At 61.6% G+C, this 13,644-nt stretch carries 12 protein-coding genes; all 12 read left to right on the forward strand.

Going from position 1 to position 13,644, the window contains the following annotated elements:
• Position 1 precedes the first annotated feature (1 nt).
• The 12 genes from bchB to hemA all read left to right on the forward strand — a co-directional run bounded on the left by bchB (position 2) and on the right by hemA (position 13,585).
• A complete protein-coding gene (gene bchB / locus Q1A91_RS21050) occupies positions 2-1,540 on the forward strand; it encodes a ferredoxin:protochlorophyllide reductase (ATP-dependent) subunit B (protein ID WP_299882309.1) in 1,539 nt (512 codons plus the stop codon).
• Positions 1,512-5,072: a magnesium chelatase subunit H gene (locus tag Q1A91_RS21055; RefSeq protein WP_299882311.1), complete on the forward strand. Its 3,561-nt coding sequence runs from the start codon at positions 1,512-1,514 to the stop codon at positions 5,070-5,072. Before bchB ends, Q1A91_RS21055 begins: the two co-directional genes overlap by 29 nt.
• A gap of 31 nt (positions 5,073-5,103) precedes the next feature.
• On the forward strand, positions 5,104-6,003 hold the full coding sequence (gene bchL / locus Q1A91_RS21060) for a ferredoxin:protochlorophyllide reductase (ATP-dependent) iron-sulfur ATP-binding protein (RefSeq protein WP_299882313.1): 900 nt from the start codon (positions 5,104-5,106) through the stop codon (positions 6,001-6,003).
• On the forward strand, positions 6,004-6,672 hold the full coding sequence (gene bchM, locus Q1A91_RS21065) for a magnesium protoporphyrin IX methyltransferase (RefSeq protein ID WP_299882315.1): 669 nt from the start codon (positions 6,004-6,006) through the stop codon (positions 6,670-6,672). It abuts the gene before it with no gap.
• Positions 6,669-8,099 carry a PucC family protein gene (locus Q1A91_RS21070; protein ID WP_299882317.1) on the forward strand — a complete coding sequence of 477 codons (1,431 nt, stop codon included), beginning with the start codon at positions 6,669-6,671 and terminating at the stop codon, positions 8,097-8,099. The genes bchM and Q1A91_RS21070 overlap by 4 nt, the downstream gene beginning before the upstream one ends.
• A 65-nt stretch (positions 8,100-8,164) precedes the next feature.
• Positions 8,165-8,938 carry a photosynthetic reaction center subunit H gene (gene puhA, locus Q1A91_RS21075; protein WP_299882319.1) on the forward strand — a complete coding sequence of 258 codons (774 nt, stop codon included), beginning with the start codon at positions 8,165-8,167 and terminating at the stop codon, positions 8,936-8,938.
• 63 nt (positions 8,939-9,001) lie between these two features.
• Positions 9,002-9,637, forward strand: coding sequence for a photosynthetic complex putative assembly protein PuhB (gene puhB / locus Q1A91_RS21080; protein WP_299882321.1), 636 nt, complete (start codon positions 9,002-9,004; stop codon positions 9,635-9,637).
• Positions 9,638-9,642: 5 nt separating this feature from the next.
• On the forward strand, positions 9,643-10,113 hold the full coding sequence (gene puhC, locus Q1A91_RS21085) for a photosynthetic complex assembly protein PuhC (RefSeq protein ID WP_299882323.1): 471 nt from the start codon (positions 9,643-9,645) through the stop codon (positions 10,111-10,113).
• A gap of 23 nt (positions 10,114-10,136) precedes the next feature.
• Positions 10,137-10,433 carry a hypothetical protein gene (locus tag Q1A91_RS21090; protein ID WP_299882325.1) on the forward strand — a complete coding sequence of 99 codons (297 nt, stop codon included), beginning with the start codon at positions 10,137-10,139 and terminating at the stop codon, positions 10,431-10,433.
• A complete protein-coding gene (gene acsF / locus Q1A91_RS21095) occupies positions 10,430-11,572 on the forward strand; it encodes a magnesium-protoporphyrin IX monomethyl ester (oxidative) cyclase (protein WP_299882327.1) in 1,143 nt (380 codons plus the stop codon). The genes Q1A91_RS21090 and acsF overlap by 4 nt, the downstream gene beginning before the upstream one ends.
• Positions 11,573-11,580: 8 nt before the next feature.
• Positions 11,581-12,381 (forward strand): putative photosynthetic complex assembly protein PuhE, encoded by an 801-nt coding sequence (gene puhE / locus Q1A91_RS21100; protein WP_299882329.1) that lies wholly within the window; start codon positions 11,581-11,583, stop codon positions 12,379-12,381.
• Positions 12,371-13,585: a 5-aminolevulinate synthase gene (gene hemA / locus Q1A91_RS21105; RefSeq protein WP_299882331.1), complete on the forward strand. Its 1,215-nt coding sequence runs from the start codon at positions 12,371-12,373 to the stop codon at positions 13,583-13,585. Before puhE ends, hemA begins: the two co-directional genes overlap by 11 nt.
• The last annotated feature ends 59 nt before the right edge of the window (positions 13,586-13,644 follow it).

Genomic DNA, 13,644 nt, shown 5'->3' on the forward strand with positions numbered 1-13,644 from the left:
GATGAAGCTCACCGTCTGGACATACGAAGGCCCGCCTCACGTTGGTGCCATGCGTGTCGCCACCGGCATGAAGGGCCTGCACTACGTCCTGCACGCCCCGCAGGGTGACACCTATGCGGACCTTCTCTTCACCATGATCGAACGCCGCGATCACCGCCCGCCGGTGACCTACACCACGTTTCAGGCCCGCGATCTGGGTTCCGATACAGCGGGGCTCTTCAAGAAAGCCTGCCAGGACGCCTACGACCGTTTCCAGCCCGAGGCGATCATCGTCGGCGCCTCCTGCACGGCAGAACTCATCCAGGACGATCCCGGCGGTCTGGCCGAAACCATGGGCCTGCCGGTCCCGGTGATCCCGCTGGAACTGCCCAGCTACCAGCGCAAGGAGAACTTCGGCGCGGATGAGACCTTCCTCCAGATCGTCCGCCATCTTGCCAAGCCCATGCCGAAGACGGAGCGCGTCAGCTGCAACATCATTGGCCCCACCGCTCTGGGCTTCCGTCATCGCGATGACGTGCAGGAAATCACCAACCTGCTTTATGAGCTGGGGATTGAGGTCAACGTCACCGCCCCGATGGGTGCCACCCCCACCGGCATCGCCCGCATGGGTCAGGCACATTTCAACGTATTGCTTTACCCCGAAACGGGGGAGCAGGCCGCGCGCTATTGCGAAAAGACCTTCGATCAGCCCTACACCAAGGTGATCCCCATCGGTGCGGGCGCGACCCATGACTTCATCGCTGAAATCCGCGCACTCTCCGGCTCCAAGGCAGAGATCGACACCGATCGTCTGCGCCAATCCTGGTGGTCCCGCTCCGTGGACAGCACGTACCTCACCGGCAAGCGCGTTTTCATCTTCGGCGACGGCACCCATGTGCAAACCGCCGCCCGCATCGCCCGCGACGAGATGGGCTTCGAAGTGGCGGGCATCGGCTGCTACAACCGTGAATTCGCCCGCCCCGTACGCGCCTTGGCCAAGGAATACGGACTGGAGGCGCTGATCACCGACGATTACCTCGAAGTCGAGCGCGCCATCGAAGAACTCCAGCCCGAGATGATCCTCGGCACCCAGATGGAGCGGCATATCGGCAAGCGTCTGGGCATCCCCTGCGCCGTCATCTCCGCCCCCGTCCACGTGCAGGATTTCCCCGCGCGCTACTCCCCGCAGATGGGTTTCGAAGGCGCGAACGTCATCTTCGACACATGGATTCACCCGCTGGTCATGGGGCTGGAGGAACATCTCCTGCACATGTTCCGCGAGGATTTCGAGTTCAACGACGCCGCAGGCCCGTCCCACCACGGCGGCCACGCGCCCAAACCTGCCGAAGCGCACAGCAATGAGGCCCCCGCGCCTCAAACCCAAACCGCCCAATCCGGTGAGGTCATCTGGCTCGATCAGGCCGAACGCGAGCTGAAAAAAATCCCCTTCTTCGTGCGCGGCAAGGCCCGCCGCAACACAGAATCCTTCGCAGCCGAAAAAGGCCTGCACGAAATCTCCATCGACACTCTTTATGAGGCGAAAGCACACTTTGCGCGATAACGTCGATCATATCCCCTACCGCGTCGTGCTTCTGACGCTGGACCGCCACGCAGCGGGCCCTGCCGCGCGCGCCGCACCGCGTCTGGCAACAGAATTCGCTGGGTTGGAATTGTCGATCCACGCCGCAGCCGAATGGGGCAAGGACGATGCGGCCCTCGACGCCGCACGTGCCGACATCGCGCAGGCCGACATCATCATCACCTCCGTGATCTTCCTCGAAGAGCATATTCAGGCAATTCTGCCGGACCTCAAAGCCCGCCGCGATGCCTGCGACGCGATGGTCGGCATCATCGCCGATCAGGAAATCGTACAACTGACGCGCATGGGCGATCTGGATATGTCCCGGCCCGCCTCCGGCGTGATGGGCCTGCTGAAGAAACTCAAGCCATCGAAGAAATCCGGCTCCTCCGGCCGCGACATGACCAAGATGCTGCGCCGCCTGCCCAAGATCCTGCGGCTGGTCCCCGGCAAGGCGCAGGACCTGCGCGCGTGGTTCCTGACTATGCAGTACTGGCTCGGTGGCTCGGACGAGAACATCGAGAGCCTCGTGCGCTTTCTCATCTCCCGCTATACCCACCGCCCCGAATGGCGCGGCGTCGAGGCGGCTTTGCCCGTGGAGTACCCCGAAGTTGGTCTTTTCCACCCCGATCTGCCCGGCCACCACATCACCACCGATCCCGCCACCCTGCCTCACACGCCGGGCGCGCCAACCGTCGGTGTGCTGATGCTGCGGAGCTATATCCTTGCCGGGGACACCGCGCACTACGCGCACGTCATCCGCACGATGGAAGCACGCGGTTTGAACGTGATCCCCGCCTTCGCTGGCGGTCTGGACGGTCGCCCCGCGATGGACGCCTTTTTCGGTGGCCTCGACGCGATGGTCTCCCTCACCGGGTTCAGCCTTGTCGGCGGCCCCGCCTACAACGACAGCGATGCCGCCGTCGACGCACTGCAACAACTCGACATTCCCTACATCGGCGCGCAGCCGCTGGAATTTCAAACGCTGGCGCAATGGGCGACGGGTGGTCAGGGCCTCAGCCCGGTTGAATCCACCATGCTCATTGCCCTGCCTGAAATCGACGGCGCCACAAACCCAACCGTGTTCGCCGGCCGTCACGGTCACGATGGGTGCAGCGGCTGCGCCCACAAATGCAGCGCCGTGGGTGACGTCAAAGCCATGGCCCCTTGCATCGAACGCATTGACGCGCTGGCCGAAAAGGCCGACCGCCTCGCGCGTCTGCGCCGGAAAAAGAACGCAGAGAAATCCGTCGCCGTGGTCCTCTTCGGCTTCCCGCCCAACGCAGGGGCTGTGGGCACCGCCGCGTATCTCTCTGTATTCGAGAGCCTTTTCAATACCTTGAATCGCCTCAAGAAGGAAGGCTACGACGTCTCGCCGCCCGCCACAGTCGATGACCTGCGCGAAGCGGTCCTGCACGGCAACGCCAAAACCCACGGACAAGACGCCAACATCGCCGCCGCCGTCAGTGCCGACCAGATCGTCGCGCGGACGCCATGGCTGGACGAGATTGAAGCCGTCTGGGGCCCCGCCCCTGGCCGCATTCAATCAAACGGCCGCGATGTCTTCGTGCTCGGGGCACAGTTCGGCAAGGTCTTTGTCGGGGTGCAGCCCACCTTCGGCTACGAGGGCGATCCCATGCGCCTTCTCTTCGAGAAAGGCTTCGCCCCCACCCACGCCTTCAACGCCTTCTACCAGTACCTCAAACATGACTTCGAAGCTGACGTCGTCCTGCATTTCGGGATGCATGGCGCGCTGGAGTTCATGCCGGGCAAGCAGAATGGCCTGTCGGGCGCATGCTGGCCTGAGCGGATGATGGGTAACCTGCCCAACGTTTACCTCTACGCGGCCAACAACCCATCCGAAGCCACACTGGCCAAGCGCCGCAGCAATGCGGTGACGATCACGCACCTCACGCCGCCTCTGCAATCGGCGGGCCTCTACCGTGGTTTGGCTGACCTCAAAGACAGTATGACCCGGTGGCGCGCGCTGCCTGCGGATGATCCCGCCCGCACCGATCTGACCGATCTGATTGCCGCCCAGGCCGAGGCTGTGAACCTTGACGGCAGCGACCCGGATACGCTCTGGCTCAAACTCCTGGAGACCGAAGACGCGCTGATCCCGGACGGTCTGCACATCGTTGGCAAACCGCTCTCAGACGACGCCCGCGCTGACCTGCTGAACCTGATGGAATTCGCCAGTGACGAGGACCGCGCCCGCGCCGACGCCAATCTGGCCACCGACCATGAGCTGCCCGCATTGATGCGCGCGCTCAACGCCCAATTCATCGCTCCGGTCCCCGGCGGCGACGTGATCCGCGCGCCGGAAATCCTGCCCACGGGCCGCAACATCCACGCCTTTGATCCCTTCCGCATGCCAACCGCCTTCGCGCTGCTGGATGGCAAAGCGCAGGCCGAGGCGTTGATCAAAACCCATGAGTCCTTGCCACGCACCGTCGCTCTGGTGCTTTGGGGCAGCGACAACATCAAATCCAACGGCGGCCCGATTGCACAAGCACTTGCGCTGATGGGCGCGACCCCCCGTTTTGACACCTATGGCCGCCTTTGTGGTGCGGACCTCATCCCGCTCGCCGAACTTGGCCGCGCGCGCGTCGATGTGGTGATGACGCTGTCCGGCATCTTCCGCGACCTGCTGCCCTTGCAGACCAAATTGCTGGCCGACGCCGCACTCAAATGCGCCGAAGCCGATGAGCCCGGTGACCTGAACCCCATCCGCGCCCATGTGCTGGCCTTCATGGCCGAAAACGGTTGCGACATCAAAACCGCAGCACTTCGCGTGTTCTCCAACGCCGAAGGCGCCTATGGCTCCAACGTGAACCAGCTTGTCGACAGCTCAGCCTTCGACGATGACGCAGACCTCGCCGACGCCTACCAAGCGCGCAAATCCTTCGCCTATGGCACCGATGGCGAAGCGTCACAGCAATCCGCACTGCTGCAAGACACGCTGAAGAACGTCGATCTCGCCTACCAGAACCTCGAATCCGTCGAACTGGGCGTGACCACTGTCGATCACTACTTCGACACGTTGGGCGGCATTGCATCAGCGGTCAAACGCGCCAAGGGCACCGATGACACACCTGTCTACATCGGCGATCAGACGCGCGGCGCAGCCACCGTGCGCACGCTCCAAGATCAGGTCGCCCTTGAGACCCGCGCGCGCAGCCTGAACCCGAAATTCTACGAACCGCTCTTGAAGCATGGCCACGAAGGCGTGCGCCAGATCGAGGCGCATATCACCAACACCGTCGGGTGGAGCGCCACCACCGGCAAGGTCGATCCATGGGTTTACGAAAAACTGTCTGAGACTTTCGTGCTGGACGACGAGATGCGCCAGCGCCTTGCGGATCTGAACCCACAAGCCTCGATGCGGATGGCAAATCGCCTGCTCGAAGCTTCCGACCGCGACTATTGGCAACCCAACGAAGAGACGCTTGCGGCGCTGCAATCGGCAGCGGACGCCATTGAAGACCAACTTGAGGGCATTGCAGCCGAATGACCTTAAGCAACAGAATTATAGGGATAAAACCATGAGCCCACTCGACAAAGGAATTCCAAGCCTCCGCGGACAGGACGGTGAAGGATCCGTTCAAGTGCATCAGGACGACAGCACCAAGATTGAGGGTGCCAAGGTTTTTTCTGTCTATGGCAAAGGTGGGATCGGGAAATCCACGACCTCTTCCAACCTCTCGGCGGCGTTTTCGATGCTGGGCAAGCGGGTCTTGCAGATCGGCTGTGATCCCAAGCATGACAGCACCTTCACGCTGACCGGCACACTTGTGCCCACGGTGATCGACATCCTCAAAGAGGTCGATTTCCACCCCGAAGAACTGCGCGCCGAGGATTTCGTGTTCGAAGGCTTCAACGGCGTGAAATGTGTGGAGGCCGGCGGGCCGCCTGCGGGCACCGGGTGTGGTGGCTATGTTGTCGGCCAGACGGTGAAACTGCTCAAACAGCATCACCTGCTGGAAGACACCGATGTGGTGATCTTTGACGTGTTGGGTGATGTGGTCTGCGGCGGGTTTGCCGCTCCGTTGCAGCACGCCGACCGGGCGTTGATCGTCACCGCCAATGATTTCGACAGCATCTATGCGATGAACCGGATCATTGCCGCCGTTCAGGCAAAATCGGCCAACTACAAGGTGCGGCTTGCGGGCTGTGTGGCCAACCGCTCCAAGGATACGGACGAAGTCGACCGTTATTGCAAGACCGTCGGCTTCAACCGCATTGCGCATATGCCCGATCTGGACGCCATCCGACGCTCGCGTCTGAAGAAAAAGACACTCTTTGAAATGCCCGACGATCAGGAAGTGGTCGAGGTGCGCAAGGAATACATCCGTCTGGCCGAAACGCTCTGGAACGGGACCGAACCACTGGCCCCTGCCCCGCTGCCGGACCGGGAAATCTTTGAATTGCTGGGGTTCGATTAAGTGACCTATGAGGCCACCAGAAACCGGGTTGAAACCTACTTCGACCGCACGGCGACCCGCACATGGGAGCGTTTGACGTCTGACGCGCCTGTGTCGGGCATCCGGGCGACCGTGCGCGCAGGCCGGGACCGGATGCGCGAAGTCATTCTGAACGGCTTGCCGCAGGATATGACCGGGCTGCGGGTGCTGGACGCCGGTTGTGGTACCGGCGCGCTTGCCTTTGAAATGGCCAAACGCGGCGCGGTGGTTGTGGGCGTCGATATCTCCCCTCAACTAATTGATATCGCAAAGAAACGTACACCGGAACACCTCAACCGCCACATCTCCTTCCGTGCAGGTGACATGTTGGATGACCGTCACGGCACTTTCGACCACATCGTCGCCATGGACAGCCTGATCTACTACTGCGGCCCGGACATCGCCGCGATCCTCGAAGGGCTGCGCCCGCGTCTGCTGGGCAACATGATCTTCACCGTCGCCCCGCGCACACCGCTTTTGATGCTGATGTGGCGCGCGGGAAAACTCTTTCCCCGCTCTGACCGCTCCCCCACCATGGTGCCGCACAGCCCTGACCGGCTGTCGAAGGCCCTGAGCGAAGGCAACCTGCGGGACATCGAACGGGTGAGCTCGGGCTTCTACATCTCCAACGCGCTGGAGTACCGCCCATGATCGTGACCCGCAATCTGGTGAAGAACATGGGGCTGCGGATGCTGCCGTTCTCTGACGCGGTCAGTGATCAATTGCCCCTGTCGCAGCTGCTGCGGTTGTCGTTGTTTCAGATCTCTGTGGGCATGGCCGCTGTCATGCTTTTGGGCACGCTCAACCGCGTGATGATCGTCGAACTCAGCGTGGCCGCCACCATCGTCGCTGCGATGATCGCGATCCCTGTGCTGGTCGCCCCCTTCCGCGCGCTTTTGGGGTTCAAATCGGACAATTACCGCTCCGCCATCGGGTGGAAGCGTATTCCCTACCTCTGGTTCGGCTCCATGTGGCAGTTCGGCGGGCTGGCGATCATGCCGATGGCGCTGCTGGTGCTGTCCGGGGATCAAACCATCGAAGTCGGCCGCTGGGGCGAAGTGGGCGCGGCACTCGCCTTCCTGCTGACCGGCCTTGGGATGCACATGACGCAAACCGCAGGTCTGGCACTGGCGGCAGATCGCGCAACCGACGAAACCCGGCCTCAAGTCGTCGCCTTGCTCTATGTGATGTTCCTGATCGGCATGGGCATTTCCGCCATCATCATTGGAACATTACTGCGTGATTTCAGCGCCTTGCGCCTTGTTCAGGTGGTACAGGGCGCCGCCGTCGTGACCCTGCTGCTCAACGTCATCGCCTTGTGGAAACAGGAACGCGTCGCCCCGATGAGCCAGGAAGAACGCAGCGCCCCCATGCCACAGTTCAAGGACGCATGGCACGATCTGACCTCCGGCACTGAAGCAGGTCGCCTGCTTGTGGTGATCTTTCTGGGCACGCTGGCCTTCAACATGCAGGACGTGCTGCTGGAACCCTATGGCGGCGAAATCCTCGGGCTTTCCGTTTCTGCCACCACACTGCTGACCGCGCTCTGGGCGCTTGGCGCGCTGGTTGGCTTTGGCCTTGCCGCGCGGTGGCTCAAATCGGACACACATCCACACCGCATGGCCGCCCGTGGTATCCTGATTGGTCTGGGCGCTTTTTGCGCAGTGATCTTTGCCGCCCCCATGAACAGCCCAACGCTGTTTTTCGCCGGTGCAGGAGGCATTGGTCTGGGCGGCGGATTGTTCGCTGTAGCGACGCTGACCTCCGCCATGGCGCTGGATACACAGGGCACCGCCGGCAAGGGCCTCGCCCTTGGTGCGTGGGGGGCGGCACAGGCAACGGCGGCTGGCGTGGCGATCTTCATGGGCGGCGCGCTGCGCGACATCGTAAACTCCGCGGCCACATCCGGCGCCTTGGGCGAAGCCCTACAATCCCCCGCCACGGGCTACTCGGTCGTCTACCACATTGAGATCGGCCTGCTGTTCATCACGCTCATCGCGCTGGGGCCTCTGGTCCGGGCGCGCCCGCTTTCAGACACGACACCCCTTCCCAAGGGGCTTGCGGATTTTCCCACATGATCCGCTTCATCCCATCCCGCGCGAGACCCTCGCGTCACGACACGCACACCACGGAGGACTAAAACATGGTTGGCACAGAATTCTTCGGCAACTTCGATCTGGCAAGCGCCGCGATCTGGGGTTTCTGGATCTTTTTCGCACTGCTGGTGTTCTACCTGCAAACAGAGAACATGCGCGAAGGTTATCCGCTGGAAACAGACGATGGCGCGCCTGCACCAAACCAGGGGCCGTTCCCGGTGCCAAAGGACAAGACCTTTGTCCTGCCCCATGGCCGTGGCGAAGTAACTGTGCCTTCGGGTCAACATCCTGACCGCCCCGTGCTGGCGCTGCAACGCACCTCAAAGGCCGCAGGTTCTCCTTATGTGCCGACCGGTGATCCGATGATGGACGGTGTCGGCCCTGCCTCCTGGGCCCCGCGCCGCGATGTGCCGGAGCTTGATGCCCATGGCCATGTGAAGATCAAACCGATGACCAGCCTGCCGGACTTTGCTTTCTCCGCCGGGACAGACCCGCGCGGCAAACCGGTTGTCACCGGCGATGGCGAAGTCGTGGGGCGCGTGATCGACATGTGGGTGGACGTACCCGAACAGCTGGTCCGTTACCTCACCATGGATGTGAACCCCGAAGGCTCCGGTCAGACGCGGCTCATCCCGATCAACTTCGCGCGGATCAAAAGCGACCGCGTCGTGGTCCGCTCGCTCTATGCCCATAACATCGCGGGCATTCCAGGCATCAAGAACAGCGAAGAAGTGACCCTCCTCGAAGAGGAGAAGGTCATGGCCTACTTCGGCGGTGGAACGCTTTACGCCGACCCTGCCCGGATCGAGCCTCAGATCTAAGAAAACCACATCGCCGGACCTGCCCAGCCACAGGTCCGGCGCACCAACCCAGGGATAGCTGTCATGCACCATGATGATTTCAAATTCGAACCCGTCCCCGGCCTGCCAGAGGCACTGCCGGATGACGAACATATCCTCTGGCAGGGGCGTCCTGATGCGATGCGTCTGGCCCGTGAGGGGCTGAAACTGAATTGGGTGCTGGGATATTTCGCGGTGCTGACGATCTGGCGCATCGGGGTGTCCTCCACCACCGTGCCAATCAGCGAAGCGATCTGGCATGGGGTGCCTTTTGTCCTTGCTGCCGCAGTCGCGGCCCTGCTAATCATCACGATGGCCTATGTGCAGGCCCGCAGCACCGTCTACACGCTGACCAACAAACGCGTGGCCATGCGCATCGGCGCTGCACTCACCATGACGCTGAACCTGCCCTACGTCTGCATCGCCAACGCCGCCGTGCAACAGCGCGGGTCCGGCCACGGCACGCTGTCGTTTGAGCTTCTGGGCGACGCCCGGCTCAGCTATCTGATGACATGGCCGCACACGCGGCCCTGGCATTTCGCCCGCACGCAGCCTGCGCTGCGCGCGATTGCAGACGTGGCAAAGGTGGCAGAGATCTTTGCCGAAGCGGCCGAAACCCGCGTTGCCACCCCTCAGGTCACCCGTGTCAGCCCCGGCGCTGACCCGATTGCAGCGGAGTAAATGTGATGAGCCAACCCACCGCATCCCTCGCCAATCAGATGAAAATGCGCGACCGTGAAATGGTCCCGCGCTTTCTGGTCCTTGCCATGTTCGGTCTGATGGGCCTGTCACTGGCACTGGTGACATTCGCACAGCTGACCGACCAACCGCTGCGCGGCGTTGTGCCCGCAAGCGCCGTGACCCAGTCGCGCCAGATCACGCTTGAAGGCAGCCGCAACACCGGCGTTTCGGTGCTGGACGCGCAGGGCACTGAACTTGCGCGGTCTGATCTGAACAAATCCGGCTTCATCGACGTGATCTGGGTCTCCATCAGCCGGGCGCGCAAGATCAACCGTATCGAGGGCAATCCGCCCTTGACGCTGGTGCGCCGTGAAAACGGCCACACCGCCATTATCGACCCTGCCACCAACTGGTCCATCGAACTTGTGGGCTATGGGGCAGACAATGTCGCAGCTTTCGCCAGGCTGCTGGACTAAACGCTAACCAAAGGGACAAACCAATGGGACTTCTGACCAGAACTCGAGAACAAGCACCCTGCACCGTCACCATCTCGCACCGTTTCGAGGAGCTGTCGGCGCATGTGAAATTCACCAACGGCGCCGTGATTAACCCCGGTGACAGCGTCCTCGTCCATGGGGCCGAAATCATGGCCCCCTACGGTGAGATCATCGAAGAGGACCGCACCGCCACCATCACCCGCGCCAGCGGGCTGGAGCGGCTCTGGACCCGGATGACCGGGGATTTCGAATTCATGGAACTGTGCGAATTTTCCTTCTCCGAGGAGGTGCTGTCATGAACGCCCACTCCAAAACCCCCGACCATTCTGCCTATGCCGCCACTGCCGAAGAGGCGATTGCCGCACAGGACGCGCTTGATGATGGTCCCATGACGTCCGAAAAGGCGACCGAAGTCGCGATGCAGAACACGCTGCTCACGCCGCGCTTCTACACCACCGATTTCGATGAGATGGACGCGATAGACGTGACACCCGTGCGCGCCGATTGGGACGTGCTGATCGATCAGATGAAATCAGATCCGAACAAAGGCCATTTCAAGAAAAACGAAGACTGGGACACCGTCGATTGGGACGGGATGGAGCCGAAGCTGAAGGCGGAGTTCATCGACTTCCTGATCTCCTCCTGCACGGCGGAATTCTCAGGCTGCGTGCTCTACAAGGAAATGAAGCGCCGTGGCTCGAACGAGGACATCACAACCCTCTTCCAGCTGATGGCACGGGATGAGGCGCGGCATGCCGGTTTCATCAACGACGCCCTGCGCGAAGCGGGCATTCGCGTGAACCTTGGCTTCCTGACGCAGCAGAAGAAATACACCTACTTCCGCCCCAAGTTCATCTACTACGCGACCTATCTGTCAGAAAAGATCGGCTACGCCCGCTACATCACCATTTTCCGCCACCTGGAGAAGCATCCCGAACATCGCTTCCACCCGATCTTCAAGTGGTTCCGCGAGTGGTGCAATGATGAGTTCAGCCACGGCGAAGCTTTCGCCCTGCTGCTGAAAACAGACCCTAAGTTGACCCAAACGACTGGCAACAAGCTGTGGATCAAGTTCTTCCTCACTGCCGTTTACTCAACAATGTGGGTCCGCGACCACCAGCGGCCTCTGTTCCACGAAGCACTGGGCGTGGACACCACCTGGTACGGGCAGGAGGTTTTCCGCAAGACGTCCGAGATTTCCAAACAGGTCTTCCCGATCACACTGGACATTGATCACCCGCGCTGGCGTCCGAACCTCGACAAGATGGAAGCGGCCTCCCGTCAGGTGGCCGAAGCCAAGGAACGTGGCGGCATCGGTGGCATGATCTCTCGCATTGGGGGTATGGCCAAAGCGGCAACCGCCTTTGTCGCGCTCTACACCATCCCCGCCCACAAACATCAGGTGCCTGCGTCAACGCGCCTGGAACCTGCGTACTAAGGAAAACCATGTCTCCCTGGATCGCCGCATTGATAGCCGTATTCGCCTGGTGGTTCTTCACCGGGGCAATCCTGCTGTTGGTGCGGCGGGCCGATGCGGGGGACGCGGTGGCGCATGGTCGCAACGTGTTCCTCACCGTGCCGCTTCTGGCGATTGGCGCGGCAGGCGTGGTGGTATCCTCCTCAGAGCTGACCGTGCTCAACGTCTACATCGCCTTCCTGTCCACGCTGCTGATCTGGGGCTGGATCGAACTGGCCTTCCTGTCGGGCGTCATCACCGGCCCCGAACGTCGCCCCTGCCCGGTGGGGCTGACCCCTGGCGACCGTTTCTACCGCGCCTGGCAGACCGTCAGCTATCACGAACTGCTGCTCGCCTTTGCACTGCTGGTCCTCGTCACGATCACGCGGGGCGCAGAAAACACCTTCGCCTTCTGGACCTATCTGATCCTCTTTGTGGCGCGCATCTCGGCCAAGCTGAACCTGTTCTTTGGCGTCCCGCGCATCAACACCGAATTCGTGCCGCGCACGCTGGAACACCTCAAAAGCTACTTCCGCACCGGCCCGATCACCATGGCCTTCCCCATCGGCATCACCTTTCTGTCGATCGCCGCGGCCTGTTTTGGCGAACGGCTCTATGCCGCGACGCTGCCTGCCGATGCCATCGGCTTCGCCCTGCTGACCGCTCTGGCCAGCCTCGCAACCCTCGAACATTGGCTGATGGTGGTGCCGCTGCCTGATGCCAAGCTCTGGCGCTGGATGCTGCCGGAAACGACACAATACCAAGACAAGGACAAGACCCATGAACTTTGATGCCCTTTTCCAGACCCAACTTGATACCTTGAAAGAAGAGGGCAATTACCGCTATTTTGCGGAGCTTGAGCGCAAAGCGGGCAAGTTCCCCAAGGCCGCCAACCACGTGGATGGTGAGACGCGCGATGTCACGGTCTGGTGTTCAAACGACTATCTGGGCATGGGTCAGAACCCGATTGTGATCGACGCCATGTGCGAAGCCGTCCAGCGGACGGGCACCGGTGCCGGCGGCACGCGGAACATCTCAGGCACCAACCACGATCATCTGCTGCTGGAGCGCGAACTGGCCGATCTGCATGGGAAAGAAGCGGCACTTCTGTTCACCTCCGGATACGTCTCTAACTGGGCCGCGTTGTCTTGTCTTGGCAGCCGGTTGGCGAATTGCGTGATCCTGTCGGATTCCGGCAACCATGCCTCCATGATCGAAGGCATTCGCCATTCGCGCGCACAAAAGGTCATCTGGAAGCACAACGATGTCGCCGATCTGGAAGCCAAGCTGGCCGCCCTGCCCGCCAACGTCCCGAAAATCGTCGCGTTTGAGAGCGTCTATTCCATGGATGGGGACATCTGCCCCATGCGTGAAATCGTCGAAGTGGCCGAGAAATACGGCGCCATGACCTATCTTGACGAAGTCCACGCTGTGGGCATGTACGGCCCGCGTGGCGGTGGCGTCAGTGAACGCGAAGGCCTCGCCGACCGTATTACGCTGATCGAAGGCACCCTTGGCAAAGCCTTCGGCGTTGTCGGCGGCTACATCACCGGCTCCGCAGCACTCTGCGATTTCATCCGCAGCTTTGCGTCGGGTTTCATCTTCACCACCGCCCTGCCCCCGGCCGTTGCGGCAGCCGCGCGCGCGTCAATCATCCACCTCAAGGAAAGCAGCGTCGAACGGGACCGGCAAAAGGAACAGGTCGCCAAACTCCGCACGATGCTGGATCGCCATGGCATCCCGCACATGCTGAACGAAAGCCACATTATTCCGGTTATGATCAAGGACCCGGTTAAAACCCGGATGCTGGCTGATTATCTCATGGACGAATGGGGCATCTACGTGCAGCCCATCAACTATCCCACCGTGCCCAAAGGCACCGAACGGCTGCGGTTCACGCCGTCACCGCTGCATACGGACAAGGATCTGGCCTATCTCGTCGAAGCACTGTCTCACCTGTGGAAGCAATGCGCGATCAGCCACGCGGTCGCGTGACGCAGCGGCACGGACACCTGTAGGGAACAAACCACGGGCCGTTGCGGTTGGGTTGCTGT

The sequence above is a fragment of the uncultured Sulfitobacter sp. genome, assembly GCF_947500075.1.
In the GTDB taxonomy this organism is placed as follows: domain Bacteria; phylum Pseudomonadota; class Alphaproteobacteria; order Rhodobacterales; family Rhodobacteraceae; genus Sulfitobacter.